Below are 19,840 nucleotides of genomic sequence, written 5' to 3'. Positions count from 1 at the left end.
TCGACAGAGACAAAAACGCCAACCCGAAGGTTGGCGTTTTTTTGGTGCTATTAACTCAATTAAGCTTTAAGTGCTTTAAATGCGTTGATGAGACCGTTCGTTGAGCTGTCGTGAGACGTTACTTGCGCATCGTCAGCCAGCTCTGGAAGAATTTGGTTCGCCAGTTGCTTACCAAGTTCTACACCCCATTGGTCGAAGCTGAAGATGTTCCAGATAACACCTTGAACGAAGATCTTGTGCTCGTACATCGCGATTAAGTTACCTAAAGCGCGAGGGGTAATTTGCTTAACAAGAATTGAGTTCGTTGGGCGGTTACCTTCAAAGACTTTGAAAGGTACTAGCTCAGCCACTTCTTCAGCTGTTTTGCCCGCAGCTAGAAATTCAGCTTCTACTGTCTCTTTTGTCTTACCGAAAGCGAGAGCTTCCGTTTGAGCAAAGAAGTTAGACATTAGCTTCTGGTGGTGATCAGAGGCTGGGTTGTGGCTGATAGCCGGCGCGATGAAGTCTGATGGGATCAGCTTAGTGCCTTGGTGAATCAGTTGGTAGAAAGCGTGCTGGCCGTTTGTACCAGGTTCACCCCAGATGATAGGACCTGTTTGGTACTCTACTGGGTTGCCGTCACGATCCACAAATTTACCGTTCGATTCCATGTTGCCTTGCTGGAAGTAAGCCGCAAAACGGTGCATGTATTGATCGTAAGGTAGAATTGCTTCTGACTCTGCGCCGTGGAAGTTGTTGTACCAAATACCGATAAGCGCAAGGATTACTGGAATATTGCTTTCAAACTCAGTTGAAGCAAAGTGGTTATCCATCTCGTGAGCACCTTCTAGTAGCTCAACGAAGTTATCGAAGCCAACAGATAGTGAGATAGAAAGACCGATTGCAGACCATAGTGAGTAACGACCACCAACCCAGTCCCAGAATTCGAACATGTTGTCAGTATCAATACCAAACTCAGCGACCGCTGTTGCGTTGGTTGATAGTGCTGCGAAGTGCTTAGCAACATGAGCGTTATCACCCGCTTCCGCCAAGAACCAATCACGTGCAGAGTGCGCGTTAGTCATTGTTTCTTGAGTCGTGAATGTTTTTGATGCCACTAAGAATAGCGTTGTTTCTGGGTTGAGAGGCTTAAGCGTCTCAACGACGTGAGTGCCGTCTACGTTCGAAACGAAGTGCATGTTTAGGCGCGTTTTGTATGGCGTGAGTGCTTCAGTCACCATGTATGGACCAAGGTCCGAACCGCCGATGCCGATGTTCACAACATCCGTGATCGCTTTTCCTGTGTAACCTTTCCACTCACCAGAAACGATGCGGTGTGTGAACAGTTCCATTTTTGCGAGTACTGCGTTCACGGCTGGCATTACGTCTTTGCCATCCACCATTACTGGCTTGTCGCTACGGTTACGTAGAGCCGTGTGAAGAACTGAACGACCTTCAGTCTTGTTGATTGCATCACCGCCGAACATTGCTTCGATTGCTGACTTAACTTCAGTCTCGTTCGCAAGAGCAAATAGGTGCTGCATCGTTTCAGCGTCGATAAGGTTCTTAGAGTAATCGACTAAGATGTCTGAACCGAAACGAGCAGAAAAACTCTCGAAACGCTTTGCATCTTGAGCAAACAGCTCTTTCATATCCATATCTTGAGCAGACTCAAAATGTGCCGTTAGAGCTTTCCACGCTTGTGTTTGCGTTGGGTTGATATTTTTCAACATGGTATCTATCCCGATGTTACTGTAGGTTTTATTCTAAACGTCACCGAGGTGATGAATAGAACCCCCGATTAGGCGAAAGTTTATATTTTTCTATGATGACCAAACCGCGTCATCACTGAAAGATTCTTTGTAATTTTTTTTCACGACGTATTATGCCGCATATGAAGAGCTGTACCTTGAGATAAATCAGGATTCGATTTCCTGATAGAAAGATCAGCGATGGAAACCCCTCTAACATAGTTAGATGCGAGCGAAACCGGATAAATTCAAGTTAAAAAGATAGCCTTAAACCACTTTTTTTCCAAATACATTATAGAGGATGGCGTATGTGGCTGCAGAAAACGATATACCTAAACCCACGAAAGCGGGGATTTCATCTCATTACTGATGAAATTGAACAACAGGTAAACGATATCAATGGTCTATCTGTTGGTTTACTACATCTCTTTATTCAACATACCTCGGCCAGTCTTACCCTCAATGAGAATGCCGATCCGACAGTCCGTACCGATATGGAGTCGCACTTCAATCAGTTTGCTCCCGAGCGAGCCCCCTACTACAGACACATCGATGAAGGCGATGATGACATGCCCGCCCACATTAAAGCATCGACACTTGGCACCAGTGTGACAATACCGATAACGAACGGTCGTTTAGCTTTAGGAACATGGCAAGGCATTTACTTAGGTGAGCATCGCGATTGTGGTGGCAGCCGTACGGTGATTGCGACCATTCAAGGTGAGTCGTTTTAGTCCGTCTGCTATCGATAGGTTCGACATTCAACAGCCATACATCGCAAGCAAGGAACCCATCAAAAAGGGTGACACGGTTCTGTGCCACCCTAAAAAGTAGAGCGTTTCGTTTTGATGCACTGTTTTATAAAAGCAGATTTTTGTATTGTCGAGTTTTGGTTAAGCCATTACTTCACATATTCCATCGCAACACGTGAAGTCAGTTTAGTGACTAACTCGTAAGCGATAGTGCCGATATGTTCAGCCACTTCTTCTGAAGGTAAATCTTTACCCCATAATGTCGCTTCATCACCGACTTTATCGGCCGCATCAGGGCCGAGATCGACCGTTAGCATGTCCATTGATACTCGTCCTGCGATCGGTACTTTTCGACCGTTAACGAACACTGGCGTGCCGTTAGGCGCAGTGCGAGGGTAGCCATCTCCGTAACCAATCGCGATAACACCAACCTTGGTATCACGCTCACTGGTCCAGTTAGCGCCATAACCGACACTTTCACCGGCTTTTACATCACGAACGGCAATCAGGTGTGAGGTCAGGGTCATCACAGGTAGAAAACCTAGCGCTTGCGCTGATTTATCCACAAACGGAGAGACACCGTAAGAGATGATTCCCGGTCGAACCCAATCAAGGTGACTGTCTGGCCAAGCGAGTAAACCCGCAGAGGCAGCCAGTGAACGCTCCCCTTCACAACCTTCGGTAAGAGACAAGAAAAGCGCTGTCTGTTCAACGGTGGTGGATCTATCCAGTTCATCCGCACAACCGAAGTGGCTCATGTAACGCAGAGGTTTGGCAACATTCGCACATTGATGCAAACGCTCAACAAAGTTCTGATATTGCTCAGGGCGAACACCTAATCGGTGCATACCACTGTCGACTTTTAGCCATACCACAACGGGTGTTTCCAAATCCGCATTCTCTAGTGCGCTTAATTGCTCTTCACAGTGCACCACAGTTTGGATGTTATTGGTCACCAAGATTGGCAAATCGCACGAAGAGTAAAACCCTTCCAGTAACAAAATAGGTTTAACAATGCCACCAGCACGAAGTTGCAGTGCTTCTTCAATACGCGCCACACCAAAAGCATCAGAGCTTTTTGAATGCTTGGCGATATGCAGTAAGCCGTGTCCGTAGCCGTTGGCTTTCACAACCGACATGACCTTGCACTGAGGAGCCTTCAACTTTATCTGGTTCAGGTTATGTTCGAGCGCGTTTAAGTCAATGCTCGCCGTTGCCGCTTTCATGTAAGTCATGAACGATTACTCATCATCAAATGCAGGACCTGCATAATTATCAAATCGGGAGTGTTGCCCTTGGAATGTCAAACGAACCGAACCAATAGGACCGTTACGTTGCTTACCAAGGATAATCTCAGCGATGCCTTTTAGTGAACTGTCTGGGTTATAAACCTCATCGCGATAGATGAACATGATCAAATCGGCATCTTGCTCAATCGAACCTGATTCACGCAAATCCGAGTTGACTGGGCGCTTATCAGCACGTTGCTCTAGGGAACGGTTAAGCTGAGAAAGTGCCACAACCGGAACGTTCAGTTCTTTTGCGAGTGCTTTGAGCGAGCGCGAAATTTCCGCAATTTCTAGAGTACGGTTATCCGATAGCGAAGGGACACGCATTAACTGAAGGTAATCTATCATGATCATCGAGAGACCATCATGCTCACGAGCGATACGTCGAGCACGCGAGCGCACCTCTGTTGGTGTTAAGCCCGAGCTGTCATCGATATACATATTCTTCTTATCCATCAGAATACCCATACTCGATGAGATACGAGCCCAATCTTCATCGTCTAACTGACCGGTACGAATCTTGGTTTGGTCTACGCGAGAAAGTGAGGCCAACATACGCATCATCAACTGTTCGGCTGGCATCTCTAGCGAGAAAATCAACACAGGCTTGTCTTGTTTCATCGCCGCATTTTCACACAAGTTCATCGCAAACGTGGTTTTACCCATCGATGGACGCGCAGCAACAATGATTAAGTCAGAACCCTGTAGGCCTGCTGTCTTCTTGTTGAGATCATTAAAGCCAGTATCAACACCGGTCACACCATCTTGTGGGGTTTTGTACAGAATCTCGATACGTTCTAGCGTCTTCTCTAGAATGCTATCAACGTTTTGTGGCCCTTCATTTTCACTCGCTCGGCCTTCGGCAATCGCGAAAACTTTACTTTCAGCCAAGTCAACCAACTCTTCCGATGTACGACCTTGAGGATCGTAACCTGAATCTGCTATTTCATTCGCCACTCCAATCAGGCTGCGCACAAGTGCACGCTGTGCCACGATATCTGCATACGCATTGATGTTGGCCGCACTGGGTGTGTTTTTCGCGAGATCGGCAAGGTAGGCAAAGCCACCGACTTCCTCTAATTGCTCTCGCAACTCTAAATGCTCAGAGAGTGTAATGAGATCCAGAGGAGAGCTGTCTTCAAGGATGTCTTTTGCCGCTTCAAAGATCAGACGGTGAGGACGACTATAAAAGTCTTTGGCCACGACCTTTTCGGCAACTGTATCCCAGCGTTCGTTATCCAATAACAAACCGCCAATAACAGATTGCTCAGCTTCTAATGAATGTGGCGGGACCTTGATGGCATCCACCTGAGCGTTGGCTGATTTCTGACTTTTGGTATCCACTATGACTACACTCAATAACTAATAATGATCGTTCATTATACTCAAGAACATCCATTTGTAATCCGATCCTAAGCGTTTGTTTTATTCTTCAGGAATAATTTACTTATTGCTGACGGAAATCACCAAGGGTAGCATTACGATTCACCCATTCATTCACTGTATAATCGAGGTACGCGTGTCCAAGTTATTGGCTCTGAGCATTGGTCTCCTTAGCTCTCCTTTGGCGTTAGCTGAAGATGCTAAAGCCTCTGTTGATGCCATCCTCGACTCTATAACATTACCCCCCGTCGAAGTTGAGCCTACTGTCGTTGCCTCCACCTCTGAAAACAAAGAGATGGCGAGCGCACCGGCAGATATTGAATTGCCCAACCCGCTAAAGACTGAAATCGAATTTGGATATCAGTCGCATACGGGTAATTCAGACTCTCGCTCACTGAATGCGCGTCTAAATGGTGAATATACGACGGGTCGTCACAGAACCAGCGCTGAATGGAAATACTACAATCTCTATAAAGATGGTGAAGAAGACAAAAGGCAATCAACCTACTCCGCTCAGAGTGACTATAAGTTAAGCCCAAAAACCTATCTCTACGGCAGCTTCAAAGGTGTCGAGTCACGTTATAGCGCCTACTTTAAGGATTATACCGTTTCGAGTGGGTTGGGTTATCAGTTTTCTAATACCGATAAATTTGTGTTGGAAGTCGAACTGGGGCCAGGTTTTCGCTATCAAGTCCCCAACCTCGATGAGATAGACGACGATGACATTATTTTTCCTGAGATTGTTGAAGAAGCGATTTTTCGGGGCAATATGAATGCATCATGGCATGTGTTGAAGAACTTGCAGTTCAAAGTGGAGATGACATTAGTCTCTGGTCATAGCAATCGAAAGCTTGATACCGAGTTAGAAGCGATCAACGATATTACTGAAAACATTGCGCTAAAGATTGCTCACTCGCGTCTATACCATGACAAAGTGCCGAACGGATTAAGCAAACAAGACTCCGTGCTGTCTGTTAATCTACTCTTCCAATTCTAATGACAGCGTGACCGTCAATCTGAGTTTAGAGCCTATGTGGGTTTTCAATGCTTGCTTATTTTTCCAACTTTTTAGACATAAAAAAACACCAGCCGAAGCTGGTGTTTAAAACTTTCAAAAGAAAGAATTCGTCTTAGTACTGAAATTACTCAGCTGCAACGATAGCGATTTTCGCAGTAGCAAAAACTTCAGAGTGAAGTTGGATGCTTACTTCGAATTCGCCGATGTTACGTAGAGCGCCTTCAGGTAGGCGTACTTCGCTCTTAGCTACTGCAACACCTGCCGCTGTAATAGCGTCAGCGATGTCACGAGTACCGATAGAACCGAATAGTTTACCTTCGTCACCAGCTTTAGAAGCGATTGTAACGCCTTCTAGAGTGTTAACGCTCTCTGCACGAGCTTCAGCAGCCGCTAGTTGCTCAGCAACTTTAGCTTCTAATTCAGCACGACGAGTTTCGAACATAGCAACGTTGTCTTTAGTTGCCATAACTGCTTTACCCTGTGGGATAAGGAAGTTACGAGCGTAACCAGATTTAACGTTTACTTGGTCGCCAAGGCCACCTAGGTTACCGATCTTATCAAGTAGAATAACTTGCATTATCTTAGTCCTCTTAAACTATTGTTAACTATTACCGATTACTGATGTTTATCAGTGTACGGCAGTAGTGCTAGGTAACGAGAACGCTTGATAGCGCGAGCTAGCTGACGTTGGTATTTAGCACTTGTACCAGTGATACGGCTAGGTACAATTTTACCAGCTTCAGTGATGTAGTTTTTTAGAGTTGCTACGTCTTTGTAGTCAATCTCTTGTACGCCTTCTGCAGTAAAACGGCAGAATTTACGACGACGGAAGAAACGAGCCATGGGCTATCTCCTGATCTAAATTTAATAATGCGGTATTCACACTGGCTTAAAAATAAGCGTAAGCAAATGCTTGTAGTGAAAATACCTAAACGAGTTGAATAATATTTAATGACCTAACGGCCAAAAAAGAATTACTCAGCAGCAGCTTCTGGCTTAGCTTCTTCTTCACGACGTGGTGCACGTTCTTCACGGTCATCACGACGAGGAGCACGCTCTGCACGCTCTTCTTTTTGCTTAAGCATGATAGATTGCTCAGTCACCGCGCCTTTAGTGCGCATGATCATGTTACGTAGAACTGCATCGTTAAAACGGAAAGCAGTTTCTAGCTCGTCCATCACTTCTTGGCCAGCTTCAACGTTCATAAGAACGTAGTGAGCTTTGTGAAGTTTGTTGATTGGGTAAGCCATTTGACGGCGGCCCCAGTCTTCTAGACGGTGGATAGTACCACCAGCTTCAGTGATTGAACCAGTGTAACGCTCGATCATGCCAGCAACTTGCTCGCTTTGATCAGGGTGAACCATGAATACGATTTCATAATGACGCATTTGGTTGCTCCTTACGGATTATTAGCTTCCACGAAAGGCTCGGTCGTCCAAGGGAAGCAAGGAACTAAAGAAAAATGACCGAGTTTTAAGGACGGCAAATATTATAGAAAGAACCCGGTATTGGCAAGTGGTATTTGGCTAATAATGAAACAGTTTTCCTGCCGCCATCTAGCCATCTAATAAACCAACACGTTTTACTAAAGCTGCCCAAAAAGAAACGCCCACCAGCATGCTGTGAGCGTTAATAGATTCAATAACTTACATCTCTTCAACATCTTGTGTAGACAGCATCACGAAACGAAACGTGACTAAGTCGAATCATTCAGAAGCAAGCGTTAATATTTCTGAGCCTAACGAAATTAAGCTAAACGCTGTCTTACGGCTTCGAATAAGCAAATACCTGATGCTACAGAAACATTCAAGCTTGACACACTACCAGCCATTGGGATCTTGATCAGGTCATCACAAGTCTCACGCGTTAGACGACGCATACCGTCACCTTCAGCCCCCATCACAATCGCCAGAGGACCGGTTAGCTTCGCTTGGTAGATATCATGGGTGGCTTCACCTGCCGTACCCACAAACCATACGCCCTGCTCTTGCAGTGCACGCATTGTGCGAGCTAGGTTGGTTACACGTACAAGAGGAACCGTTTCAGCAGCACCACACGCGACCTTACTGACCGTTGCGGTTAACGGCGAAGAGCGGTCTTTCGGTACGATAACCGCAGCCACACCTGCGGCATCTGCGTTGCGTAGGCAAGCACCTAGGTTGTGAGGGTCTGTTACGCCGTCTAGAACCAACAGCAAAGGCTGTTCGTGTTGCGCTAATATATCGTCGAGATGCGTTTCGTTAAGCTGCTTCGCAGGCTTCACTTTAGCGATAATACCTTGATGATTGGCACCTTGTGCTTTTTCATCCAGCGGCTTACGGCCCATTTGTTGAATCGACACACCAAATTGCTGCAATTGATTCAATAATGGTAGAAGACGATCGTCTTGACGACCTTTCAGTACATACGCTTCGATAAAACGTGCTGGATCTTTTTCTAGTACGGCTTTCACCGCGTGAATACCGTAAATAAATTCGTTACTCATTGTCTCAACTTACTCTTATTGCCCAGAGAAGAATGACATCAATGCCGATGCATCCCTCTCTGTGTTGTTCATTTCGAGAGCATGCGTCTTGCGCCTGATACTCTCGCATAAAATTAGTTAGGCACTAAACCAGATTAGCCAAGCGCCTTATTAACCTTAAGATCTATCAGTCTTAAGACTTATCAGCCTTTGGTTTCCGGCTTGCCGAGCGTTTTTTCTTGGCGCGAGCTTTCGCTGCACCGGTTTTATTCGCGGGCTTTTTCTTTTTAGCCGAGCTTTCGCTGCTTCCATCTGGTCGCTTAGTCGGCTCGACTAAAGGCTTAGCCGCAACGCCCGGTTGATGACTTTTAACCGCGGAGCGCTTCTTACTTTTGGCTTTTTTCATCGCTTCGGCTGCACGCTTTTTGGCTGTTTTACCTTTACCTCGCGGCTGACGATCGGTGTCTTCTAAGTCAAAGTCAATTTGGCGAGTTTCTAAATTAACCGCCGAAACCTTCACTTTAACTGAATCCCCCAAGCGGTAGACATTACCAGAGCTTTCACCTACTAGACGCTGACCAACAGCATCAAATTGGTAGTAATCATTCGCTAGCGCTGAGATATGTACCAAGCCATCAATGTGCAGCTCAGTGAGACGAACAAAGAAGCCGAAGCCAGTCACGTTGGCAATCACGCCATCCATCACTTCGCCAACATGGTCTTGCATGTATTCACACTTCAACCAGTCGTTGACTTCACGCGTTGCGTCATCAGCACGACGCTCAGTCATTGAACACTGCTCGCCGTAGAAGTCCATATCATCGAAAGTGTAGTGGTAACCACCGGTTGGCGTCCAACGTTCGCTGTTACGGCCACCTTCTTTCGCAATGAGGTACTTAATCGCACGGTGCAGTAGCAAGTCAGGGTAACGACGAATCGGCGAGGTAAAGTGAGCATAGCGTTTAAGGGCTAAGCCAAAGTGACCCGCGTTATCCGCGTTGTAGACTGCTTGCTTCATTGAGCGAAGTAGCATGGTTTGGATTAATTCACGGTCTTCACGTTCGTTAATCTGTTGCATCAATTGTGCATAGTCTACTGGTGATGGCGACAGACCACCTTCCAGCGTTAAACCTAATTCACTTAAGAAGCTCTTGAAGCCCATTAAGCGCTCTTCGCCCGGAGTTTCGTGAACACGGTACAGAGCAGGCTCTTTCGCTTTCTCGACGTAAGATGCCGATGCGATGTTCGCCAAAATCATACACTCTTCGATGATCTTGTGTGCATCGTTACGGATGACCGGTTCAATACGGTCAATCTTACGATCCGCATTGAAGATAAATTTGGTTTCTACCGTTTCAAACTCAATCGCGCCACGCTCATCACGCGTTTTCTTAAGAACTTTGTACATTTTGTGCAGTTCTTCAAGATGCGGTACTTCTGGCTCGTAACGCTCACGAAGTTCTTCATTGCCATCTAAGATCGCGCCTACTTTGTTATAAGTAAGACGAGCATGAGAGTTCATTACTGCTTCGTAGTGCTTGTAACCCGACAGCTTACCTTTGTCTGAGATAGTCATCTCACACACCATACATAAACGGTCGACTTGAGGGTTCAACGAACATAGGCCGTTAGAAAGTACTTCTGGCAGCATTGGCACGACTTGTGATGGGAAGTATACCGAGTTACCTCGGTTAATCGCTTCTTTGTCTAGCGCCGTATCTGGGCGAACGTAGTAACTTACGTCAGCAATCGCCACCCATAGACGCCAGCCGCCGCCTTTCTTCGCTTCACAGTAAACCGCATCATCGAAGTCACGCGCATCTTCACCATCAATGGTAACCAATGGCAGCTTACGCAGATCAACACGTCCTTCTTTTGCTTCTTCAGGAACATCCTCACCGAGGTTTTCGATTTGCTTATCTACCGCTTCAGGCCACTCTTGTGGGATCTGGTGAGTACGGATCGCGATCTGCGTTTCCATACCCGGCGCCATGTTTTCACCAAGCACTTCGGTGACTTTACCCATCATGTTTCGAGAGCGACCACCGCGATCCGTAATTTCAACCACAACCACATTACCCATTCGAGCACCGCCTTTATGCTCTGTTGGGATCTGAATATCATGACTGATACGCGAATCATCAGCCACAACATAAGAATGGCCGTACTCTAAGAAGAAGCGACCAACAAGTGGTGTTGTGCGCTCTTCAAGCACACGAACCAAGCGCCCCTCACGACGACCACGCTTACTGTTGTCAGTCGGCTGAACCAATACGTAATCACCGTGCATGATGGTTTTCATCTGATGGTGCGGCAGCACGATGTCGTTGTCTTTACCGACACTGCCGTCTGGGCGTACCCAGCCATGACCGTCTTTATGACCAATTACATAGCCTTTGATCAGCTCCATCTTCTCAGGCAATGCGTAGCACTGACGACGGGTAAAGATAAGCTGCCCATCACGCTCCATTGCACGTAAACGGCGGCGTAGCCCTTCATATTGATCCTCTCCAGTCAAACCCAAAGCTTCGAATAGATCGTTGCGGTTCATCGGAATATTCGCCTCTGTTAGAAACGAAATAATGAACTCTCGGCTTGGGACTGGGTTTTCGTAGTTTTTCGACTCTCGGTCAGCAAAAGGATCAACAGTGGTTGTCGTATTTTCTGGCATCGGTGTGTTTTTTGACATAGGCGGGCCTGCTTAAGCAAGGAAGGTATATACCCCTAGTATATCTGATGCTAGAGGTAAGCTACAGATATGCTTTGGAAAAGCCCAAAATAACCTCAGATTGATGGCTATGCTGACTCAGTGAAACTTATTTTCTCACCACGTTGATCATTATGATTTTAAAAAAATGGCAAAACAAACGTTTGCGCCATGAGTGAAATACACTATTATCCACGCAATTTATCCACTCCTGTTCTGAGTATTGATATGAAACTAAAACGTACCCTTATGGCTTCAGCCATAGCAAGCCTCACTCTCTTTCCTTTTGCGAGTTCTGCAATGGAAAAAGCGGACTTAATGATTACCGATGCGATGGTTCTTACTATGAACCAAGACAAAACGGTTTATGAGCACGGAACGGTTGTCGTGAAAGACAATAAAATTATTGCCGTGGGTGACGCTTCATTAGAGAAACAGTACCAAGCAAAGCAAGTGTTAGATGTGGATGGCGATATCGTGATGCCCGGTCTCATTAATACTCATACTCACGTATCAATGACGGTTTTCCGTTCGTTGGCCGATGATGTGCCCGATCGCCTTCACCGCTACATCTTCCCATTAGAGAAAAAACTGGTGTCCCGAGACATGGTGCGCATTGGTGCTAACCTAGGGAACGTCGAAATGGTGAAAGGCGGTGTGACGACTTACGCCGATATGTACTACTTTGAAGATGAAGTCGCGAAAACCGTCGATAAAATCGGCATGCGTGCCATCCTCGGCGAAACGGTGATTAAGTTCCCAGTCGCCGATGCTGCGAACGCAGAAGAAGGCATCAAATACGCGTTGAACTTCATTGATGAATACAAAGATCACCCGCGCATCACACCCGCTTTTGCTCCACATGCACCTTACACGAATACCACAGAGGTTCTGCAAAAAATCTCTAAACTGTCTTTAGATTTAGATGTTCCGGTCATGATTCACCTCGCCGAATCACACCGTGAAAAAGAGAAAATCGCCGAGCGTTCAGGAGGGTTATCTCCTGTTCAGTACATGGATAGCATCGGTGCACTGAATAAGAACCTTATTGGTGCACACATGATCCTAGTGGATGATCATGATATCGAACTGGTGAAGAAATCAGATATGGGCGTTGCTCATAACATGAGTGCCAACATCAAGTCAGCAAAAGGCGTATCACCAGCACTTAAGATGTATGACGAAAATGTACGTATTGGTTTAGGGACCGATGGACCAATGTCGGGCAACACGCTGAGCACCATCGATGAGTTCAACCAAGTGGCTAAGGTTCATAAGTTAGTCAACAAAGATCGAGCAGCAATGCCTCCAATCAAAGTGATCGATATGGCAACCATGGGCGCGGCAAAAGCACTGCACATGGAAGATAAGATCGGCTCTCTTGAGACGGGTAAGCTCGCCGATATCATCGTGATCGATACTAAAGCTCCCAATATGATTCCAATATATAACCCATACTCAGCATTAGTCTACTCGGCTAACTCGGGTAATGTTCGCCATACGATTGTTGACGGTAAGCTCATCATGCAAGACCGCAACATGTTAACCGTCGATGAAAACAAGATTCGTCAAGAAGCGCTCGATTTTACTAACATTGTTCGTGAAACGGTCATTAAGTCTGGTGAAGTTGTTCAATAACGACTTATCAGAAAATTCTACTTTGTTCGAATAATTATATTCGTTCAGATCAAAAAGGCCTCGTTGATACTCACCAACGAGGCCTTTCTATTTTTCTCTGCATTGAGATTGATGATTTACGAGTGCAGGTGTTGATCATCAAGTCTATTCAGCATTGACTGTCCCTAGATAGAGATGGCGATTACCAGAATACGTCTCGGCGTTTTGCTCGCGCAATAATATTGTCTGGCATTCTCTGCTCTAAACCGCTTCTAAGCATAGCGATGCGTTTATGCTGTCTTTGATCCGCCGTTACTGAGTTATACAACCAGCGATAGGCATCTTCATAATCCAATGGGCTACCATAATCATGCAGCAAAAGTTCCGCTAAGTGGATACTGGCATTCAGATTCCCCATAGCAGCCGCCTCACGTAGATAAGGAATCGCGCGCTCTTTGTCTTGCTGAACCAAGGTACCACGAGAGTAATAACGCCCTAACTGCTCTAGTGCCGCGGGTAAACCTTGATGTGCGGCACTCTCCATGTAGTAAAGGCCTAGCTCTACATCTTGTGGCACACACACGCCCCACGCCAACATGTCTCCGTATAAAAACTCATAAGAAGGCAAATTAATACGTGTTGCACGCGCAACAATATCTTCTACTAGCTGACATTGATCAGCTTTTACACGTTCAAGGTGTTGATTATTTTCAATTAACTTAATCAGCTCAGCTTCTGTATATATTGGAACGGGGTCTCCCACATCAGTCAAATTTGCATGACTCAAGGGTGAGATCAGCGCCATTATCAATGAAGCTGCCACAATTTGTAGCTTCATACCTGCACTCTGTTATCTGTCACTAAAGTTATCTATTGAGGTAACGGCAGTATCTGCACGTAACAAAATAGGGTGAACTTCACTTTCCATGATATCTGTATCGGCAATAACCTTGATGGCTTTAGACAAAAGTTGCCACACACCGGCAATTTTCTGCCTAATCACGCATAAAAGTTCACCACTCAGTGCTGTGCGGTTAAATTTCAGGTACTAAAAAGCCGACTTAATAAAGTCGGCTTTTAGAAACTATTGACTCACAACGCACTATTAGTGCCATGTGATAATCAATTCAAACAAGCATTACACGCCGTATGGGTGAACCTTGATGATCGTTTCATTACGATCAGGGCCCGTTGATATAATATCAATTGGAACACCTGTCAGATCTTCAATACGCTTGATGTAGTCAAGAGCGGCTTTTGGAAGCCCATCAATGGTCTTAGCACCAAATGTATTTTCACTCCAACCTGGCATTGTTTCGTAGATTGGTGTTGCTTCTTCGAACGACTCAGCAGCCATTGGAGAAACCTCTAGAATAGAACCGTCTTTCATCTTGTAACCAGTACAGATTTTTAGTTCTTCTAGGCCATCTAGAACGTCTAATTTAGTTAGACAGATACCAGATAGAGAGTTGATTTGGATTGCGCGGCGCATAGCGACAGCATCGAACCAACCAGTACGACGTAGACGACCGGTTGTTGCGCCAAATTCGTGGCCAACTTCACCTAGGTGCTTACCGACTGGATCTTGCTTCTCAAGGCCATCGTATAGCTCAGTTGGGAATGGACCTGAACCAACACGAGTACAGTAAGCCTTAGTGATACCAAGGATATAGCCGATGTGACGAGGACCGAAACCCGAACCAGCAGCAACACCACCAGCCGTTGTATTAGAAGACGTTACGTATGGGTAAGTACCGTGGTCGATATCAAGTAGCGTACCTTGAGCACCTTCGAACATGATTTTGTCGCCGCGCTTGCGTGCTGCGTCTAGTTCGTCTGTTACGTCGATAACCATCGCAGTTAACATGTCTGCGTAGCCCATCGCTTGCTCAAGTACTTCTTCGTAGCTTACTGTTTCAGCTTTATAGAAGTGCTCTAGTTGGAAGTTGTGGAACTCCATCACGACTTTTAGCTTCTCAGCAAAGGCTTCTTTATCGAAAAGGTCGCCAACACGTAGACCGCGACGAGCAACTTTATCTTCGTAAGCTGGACCGATACCACGACCCGTTGTACCGATAGCTTTAGCGCCACGAGCGACTTCACGCGCGTTGTCGATTGCAATGTGGTACGGAAGAATTAGAGGACAAGCTTCAGAGATGAAAAGACGTTCACGTACTGGAATACCGCGATCTTCAAGAGGTTTCATTTCTTTAAGAAGTGCGTCAGGCGATAATACTACACCGTTACCGATAACACATTTAACGTTATCGCGTAGGATACCTGATGGAATTAAGTGAAGAACGGTTTTTTCACCGCCAATTACAAGTGTATGACCTGCATTGTGACCGCCTTGGTAGCGAACCACGTATTTTGCATCTTCAGTTAAAAGGTCAACGATTTTACCTTTCCCTTCGTCACCCCATTGGGTGCCCAGAACAACTACGTTATTTCCCATCTTTCCAATTTCTGTTGCTAGTTAAAAATGGATTCTAGCACCGAATCACATTTCTTGCAGTCATTTTTTGTTCATTACGGTTAAATCTGTTCAAAAATAAACCAGCGATAACTAAGGGCAGATATATAAAGATACTGATATCATTATACTTTTATAAACAAAAGGCAGCATTATGTCTCATTCAATTTGGCTTGCCATTGGCCTCGTTCTTATCGTTGAAGGGCTCGGTCCCTTACTTGCGCCAAACGGCTGGAGAAATATGGTCGCACAGCTCAGTCAACAGCCAGACACTCAACTGCGCCGTATTGGAGGTTGTCTTGTTGTCGCTGGAGCAGTTATCGCTTTTATGACTTATCACTAGGTTTTCTTAAAGTACGACTCTGCCGTTCGATTTCCCTCGAAGATGCAACCTGCAAAAGAATAAAAACAAAAAGGCTCCCGTAATAGGAGCCTTTTGATTTCTATGTACTTCGTTAATAGATTAACGAATCCACTTATTTTGCTGGAGCACCATTTGCTTGGTTCATGTATTGGAAGAAGTCTGTCTTCGGATCCAATACCAGAATGTCGCTCTTATCGCTAAATGATGTTTCATAAGCTTGCAGCGAACGCATGAAACTGTAGAACTCAGGATCTTTACTGAAAGCATCAGAGTAGATCTTCGCCGCTTTTGCATCAGCATCACCACGAGTCACTCGAGCAGTACGGTCAGCTTCAGCAAGAACTGTTGCCACTTCTAGCTCAGCTTGAGCGCGGATGATTTCCGCTTTTTCACGACCTTGAGAACGGTGTTTACGAGCAACCGACTCACGCTCTGCACGCATACGCTTGTAGATTGAGTCACTGATGTTGTCTGGAAGGTTGATTTTCTTCATACGGAAGTCAACCACTTCAACACCCAGATCTTTCAATGCACTCTCACGAGTATCAGACAAGACGTTTTCCATGATCTTATCGCGCTGACCATCAACTTCTAACGCTTCTTTAGCCGCTTCAGTTGTCACTACGTCAGCATCGTCAGCTTCCGGTAATACATCTTTATTACGTGGACCAGAAACGATCTGCTTGATTTCACGAGAACCGATTTCAGAACGTAATACATCCGTGACTTTGCGCTCAAGAAGCGCCTGAGCCGTCAGAGAGTTACCACCACCGGTTGCTAAGTAATATTGACCGAAGTCTTTGATACGCCATTTAACGTAAGAATCGATGATAACGTCTTTTTTCTCAGACGTTACAAAGCGGTCAGAACGGCCGTCCATTGTTTGGATACGAGCGTCCAGAGTTTTCACTCGGTCAAACAGTGGCAGCTTAAAATGCAAACCAGGCTCATGGATACGAGAGATCTCATTGCTATCTTTCAATACACGGCCAAAACGAATCACGATACCGCGCTCGCCTTCATGAATCACAAACACTGACATTAACATTAAAGCCAACACAACAACCAATACAGGGATCATTAACTTACGCATTACTAGTATCTCCCTTGACGTGAACTATCTGAACGAGTTTGAGTGCTAGACTTTGGATCGGCTTGAGTTTCTAGTTCAATTTTATCGTAAGTCGACGGCACTTTTGCTGGGCGGTTACCCGACTGAGCTCCACCTTGAGCGCCTAGCTTATCAATTGGTAAGTACAACAAATTACCACTTGATTCAGAATCAATCAGAACTTTCGATGTGCTTGAGTACACTTTTTCCATTGTATCTAGGTACATACGGTTACGTGTTACTTCAGGCGCTGCTTGGTATTCAGGCAGCAGTTTCTCGAACTGAGCCACTTGACCTAAAGCACCGTTAACTATGCGCTCAGAATAACCCACCGCTTCTTTCTTCAAACGTTCAGCACGACCTGTTGCCTTTGGAAGAATATCATTTCGGTATGCTTCAGCTTCACGTTCGAAACGTTCTTCATCCTCACGAGCAGCAATAGCATCATCAAATGCATCTTTCACTTGCTCAGGTGGACGTGCTGACTGGAAGTTCACATCAACAATAAGAATGCCCATATCGTAGCTATCGATAATACGGTTGAGTGTTTTTTGAGTGCTTTGGCGAATCTGTTGACGACCACTGGTTAGGATACTATCCATTAGTGAATCACCAATAACCGCACGAAGCGCAGAGTCTGTCGCTTGACGTAAACTGTCGTCCGCATTCGTCACACGATACAAGTACTTGTATGGGTCAGAAATACGGTATTGAACACCCATTTCAACAGTCACAACGTTTTCGTCTTTGGTCAGCATGGTGCCTGACGCACGTAGAGAACGAATCGCTTGAACGTTTACGAGCTGTTCGTCTTTGATTTCATCAATGAAGCGAGGGCGCCAGTTAAGACCCGGCTCTTCGATACGGTCGAATTGACCCAGTCGAAGTACGACCGCTCTTTCTGCTTCGCCAACGGTATAGAAACCAGAGAAGAACCAGATAGCAATCGCAATAACGGCAATGACACCAAAGCCAATCGCACCGCCACCACTCGAGGCCCCGTTACCGTTACCACCTTTTTTACCAAACTTGCCACCTAATTTTTGACTCAGTTTACTAAACACCTCGTCTAAATCTGGCGGTCCTTGATCTCGGCCGCCGCGATTATTGTTCTTACCCCAAGGGTCGTTATCGCGGCCGTTATTATCGCCGTTGTTGTTATTTCCAGGCTCATTCCACGCCATTAGAAAGCTCCATCATTTGATATGACGTTATACTGTAGCAGTCTCTTTGGTAACGATAAAGTCACCTAAGAGCGCCCCTTCTCTTTTTTCAAGTTTAGACCAATCTATTTGTTGCATTCGGATATCTATCAACAAGTTACCATTTTCATCATACTCTTCCTGTTGAATACATTTCATCTCAAAGAATAAACTACGAATTCGGCCCTGATGTTGATGGGGAATGCACAACCGGAATTGAACCATCTGACTCGCTAAACGCTCAGTTAAAGCTTCAAACAGCAGTTCAATACCTTCTCCTTCCATTGCTGAAACCCAAACAGCGCGAGGTGCGCCCTCTTCGTCTCTTTCAATTCGAGGTTTTTGATCTTCCATGCAGTCAATTTTATTCATGACTACAAGGGTCGGCACTTCATGAGCATCGATTTCTTCTAATACTTCATGAACCGCCTGAATGTTCTCACGAAAGCGGTCATCACTGGCATCAACAACATGTAACAAAATGTCAGCTTCCTGCGTCTCTTGTAACGTTGCCTTGAATGCCGCAACTAAATCGTGTGGTAGATGACGGATAAAACCGACGGTGTCTGCGAGAATTGCCGGCCCGACATCTGCCAAATCAATCTTGCGCAGTGTTGGGTCTAGAGTGGCAAACAGTTGGTCTGCCGCATAAACACCGGCACTGGTGATGCGATTGAAAAGTGTTGATTTTCCTGCGTTGGTATAACCAACCAAAGAAATCGTTGGGATTTCAGCTCGATGACGAGCACGTCGTCCTTGTTCACGCTGTTTAGCCACTTTCGCCAAACGACGTAATATTGCTTTTATACGGTCACGCAACAAGCGTCGATCGGTTTCCAGTTGAGTTTCACCTGGACCACGAAGACCAATACCCCCTTTTTGCCTTTCGAGGTGAGTCCAACCACGAATCAATCGGGTAGAAATATGACGAAGCTGAGCAAGCTCAACTTGTAACTTACCTTCGTGAGTTCGTGCACGCTGTGCAAAGATATCTAAGATTAAGCCCGTGCGATCAATCACACGACATTTGCACAACTGTTCCAGATTTCGCTCTTGGGCAGGAGAGAGAGAATGGTTAAAAATCACAATTTCAGCCCCGGTCAACTGAACGGCTTGAGCGATTTCTAGGGCTTTACCCTCTCCAACGTAGTATTTAGGGAGCGGGGATTGTCGGCTACCTGTAATGACTTGTAGCGTTTCTACCCCGGCAGAGGAGACCAGCATTTCACATTCGCTTAGGTCTTCCCATTCTCCCTCTTGCGTGAAGTTGATATGAACAAGTACGGCTCGCTCACCTGCTTCATAACGGTCAAACAAGCAACCCACTCCTTATTACAGCGTAAGCTGTATCAATTAAACGATTAATCTTCAGTCTTCTCTGGACGATCAGAAGCCGCACGTTGCTCACCGCTGTGGTGACTCACTGCACGAGCAGGAACCACGGTAGAGATCGCATGCTTGTAAACCATTTGGTTTACCGTATTTTTCAATAAGATCACGAATTGATCGAAAGACTCGATCTGACCTTGTAGCTTAATGCCGTTGACAAGATAGATAGAGACTGGAATACGCTCACGGCGGAGTGCATTTAGGAATGGGTCTTGTAGCGATTGCCCCTTAGCCATTTTATTTTCCTTATTTGTATTTTGTTGTAATTATTTAGCTAGTGGTGCACAAAAAGGTGCGGCCTTTGCATCTGAGCTAAATGAATAAAAAAACTCCGTTGTTAT

At 45.7% G+C, this 19,840-nt stretch carries 19 protein-coding genes; 4 read left to right on the top strand and 15 right to left on the bottom strand.

Annotation, left to right across the window (positions count from 1 at the left end; translation table 11 throughout):
* Positions 1-59: 59 nt before the first annotated feature.
* On the bottom strand, positions 60-1,712 hold the full coding sequence (gene pgi, locus OCU36_RS01420; RefSeq protein ID WP_261838718.1) for a glucose-6-phosphate isomerase: 1,653 nt from the start codon (positions 1,710-1,712) through the stop codon (positions 60-62).
* Between the two features lie 326 nt (positions 1,713-2,038).
* On the opposite strand from pgi, the gene OCU36_RS01415 reads away from it, so the two are divergent.
* Complete coding sequence (locus OCU36_RS01415; protein ID WP_261838717.1) at positions 2,039-2,464, top strand: secondary thiamine-phosphate synthase enzyme YjbQ; 426 nt, start codon at positions 2,039-2,041, stop codon at positions 2,462-2,464.
* Between the two features lie 167 nt (positions 2,465-2,631).
* On the opposite strand, the gene alr is transcribed toward OCU36_RS01415, so the two are convergent.
* Positions 2,632-3,717: an alanine racemase gene (gene alr, locus OCU36_RS01410; protein WP_261838716.1), complete on the bottom strand. Its 1,086-nt coding sequence runs from the start codon at positions 3,715-3,717 to the stop codon at positions 2,632-2,634.
* Between the two features lie 6 nt (positions 3,718-3,723).
* A complete protein-coding gene (locus tag OCU36_RS01405) occupies positions 3,724-5,115 on the bottom strand; it encodes a replicative DNA helicase (RefSeq protein ID WP_261838715.1) in 1,392 nt (463 codons plus the stop codon).
* Between the two features lie 175 nt (positions 5,116-5,290).
* Between OCU36_RS01405 and OCU36_RS01400 the strand changes: the two genes are divergently transcribed.
* Positions 5,291-6,151 (top strand): DUF481 domain-containing protein, encoded by an 861-nt coding sequence (locus tag OCU36_RS01400; RefSeq protein ID WP_372041217.1) that lies wholly within the window; start codon positions 5,291-5,293, stop codon positions 6,149-6,151.
* A 145-nt stretch (positions 6,152-6,296) separates the two neighbouring features.
* Here the strand turns inward: OCU36_RS01400 and rplI are convergent, their stop codons facing one another.
* The 5 genes from rplI to rnr all read right to left on the bottom strand — a co-directional run bounded on the left by rplI (position 6,297) and on the right by rnr (position 11,325).
* On the bottom strand, positions 6,297-6,749 hold the full coding sequence (gene rplI / locus OCU36_RS01395; protein ID WP_010434182.1) for a 50S ribosomal protein L9: 453 nt from the start codon (positions 6,747-6,749) through the stop codon (positions 6,297-6,299).
* Between the two features lie 38 nt (positions 6,750-6,787).
* Positions 6,788-7,015, bottom strand: a complete 228-nt coding sequence (gene rpsR, locus OCU36_RS01390) for a 30S ribosomal protein S18 (RefSeq protein WP_000090472.1) — start codon at positions 7,013-7,015, stop codon at positions 6,788-6,790.
* A 131-nt stretch (positions 7,016-7,146) separates the two neighbouring features.
* The gene (gene rpsF / locus OCU36_RS01385) at positions 7,147-7,560 is read right to left on the bottom strand and encodes a 30S ribosomal protein S6 (protein WP_004735855.1); all 414 of its coding nucleotides are present in this window, start codon (positions 7,558-7,560) and stop codon (positions 7,147-7,149) included.
* A 359-nt stretch (positions 7,561-7,919) separates the two neighbouring features.
* The gene (gene rlmB, locus OCU36_RS01380; RefSeq protein ID WP_261838714.1) at positions 7,920-8,657 is read right to left on the bottom strand and encodes a 23S rRNA (guanosine(2251)-2'-O)-methyltransferase RlmB; all 738 of its coding nucleotides are present in this window, start codon (positions 8,655-8,657) and stop codon (positions 7,920-7,922) included.
* A 172-nt stretch (positions 8,658-8,829) separates the two neighbouring features.
* A complete protein-coding gene (gene rnr / locus OCU36_RS01375; protein WP_261838713.1) occupies positions 8,830-11,325 on the bottom strand; it encodes a ribonuclease R in 2,496 nt (831 codons plus the stop codon).
* A 246-nt stretch (positions 11,326-11,571) separates the two neighbouring features.
* Between rnr and OCU36_RS01370 the strand changes: the two genes are divergently transcribed.
* On the top strand, positions 11,572-12,981 hold the full coding sequence (locus OCU36_RS01370) for an amidohydrolase (protein WP_261838712.1): 1,410 nt from the start codon (positions 11,572-11,574) through the stop codon (positions 12,979-12,981).
* 181 nt (positions 12,982-13,162) lie between these two features.
* On the opposite strand, the gene motX is transcribed toward OCU36_RS01370, so the two are convergent.
* The 3 genes from motX to OCU36_RS01355 form a co-directional block, all read right to left on the bottom strand.
* On the bottom strand, positions 13,163-13,798 hold the full coding sequence (motX, locus tag OCU36_RS01365) for a flagellar protein MotX (protein ID WP_261838711.1): 636 nt from the start codon (positions 13,796-13,798) through the stop codon (positions 13,163-13,165).
* 12 nt (positions 13,799-13,810) lie between these two features.
* On the bottom strand, positions 13,811-13,963 hold the full coding sequence (locus OCU36_RS01360; protein WP_261838710.1) for a hypothetical protein: 153 nt from the start codon (positions 13,961-13,963) through the stop codon (positions 13,811-13,813).
* Between the two features lie 135 nt (positions 13,964-14,098).
* Positions 14,099-15,415, bottom strand: coding sequence for an adenylosuccinate synthase (locus tag OCU36_RS01355; RefSeq protein WP_261838709.1), 1,317 nt, complete (start codon positions 15,413-15,415; stop codon positions 14,099-14,101).
* A gap of 172 nt (positions 15,416-15,587) precedes the next feature.
* Here OCU36_RS01355 and OCU36_RS01350 point away from each other — a divergent pair, with 172 nt between their 5' ends.
* Positions 15,588-15,776 carry a DUF2065 domain-containing protein gene (locus OCU36_RS01350; protein ID WP_261838708.1) on the top strand — a complete coding sequence of 63 codons (189 nt, stop codon included), beginning with the start codon at positions 15,588-15,590 and terminating at the stop codon, positions 15,774-15,776.
* Between the two features lie 133 nt (positions 15,777-15,909).
* Here the strand turns inward: OCU36_RS01350 and hflC are convergent, their stop codons facing one another.
* The 4 genes from hflC to hfq are packed head-to-tail and all read right to left on the bottom strand — an operon-like array spanning position 15,910 to position 19,735.
* Positions 15,910-16,890: a protease modulator HflC gene (gene hflC, locus OCU36_RS01345; protein WP_261838707.1), complete on the bottom strand. Its 981-nt coding sequence runs from the start codon at positions 16,888-16,890 to the stop codon at positions 15,910-15,912.
* A 2-nt stretch (positions 16,891-16,892) separates the two neighbouring features.
* Positions 16,893-18,092 carry an FtsH protease activity modulator HflK gene (gene hflK, locus OCU36_RS01340; protein WP_261838706.1) on the bottom strand — a complete coding sequence of 400 codons (1,200 nt, stop codon included), beginning with the start codon at positions 18,090-18,092 and terminating at the stop codon, positions 16,893-16,895.
* 27 nt (positions 18,093-18,119) lie between these two features.
* Positions 18,120-19,427, bottom strand: coding sequence for a ribosome rescue GTPase HflX (hflX, locus tag OCU36_RS01335; RefSeq protein WP_261838705.1), 1,308 nt, complete (start codon positions 19,425-19,427; stop codon positions 18,120-18,122).
* Positions 19,428-19,471: 44 nt separating this feature from the next.
* Positions 19,472-19,735, bottom strand: coding sequence for an RNA chaperone Hfq (gene hfq, locus OCU36_RS01330; RefSeq protein ID WP_261838704.1), 264 nt, complete (start codon positions 19,733-19,735; stop codon positions 19,472-19,474).
* Positions 19,736-19,840 lie beyond the last annotated feature (105 nt).

The organism is Vibrio artabrorum, assembly GCF_024347295.1.
Taxonomy (GTDB): Bacteria; Pseudomonadota; Gammaproteobacteria; order Enterobacterales; family Vibrionaceae; genus Vibrio; species Vibrio artabrorum.
Note: the sequence above shows the minus strand (reverse complement) of the source record. Positions and strands in the feature narration are given on the sequence as shown.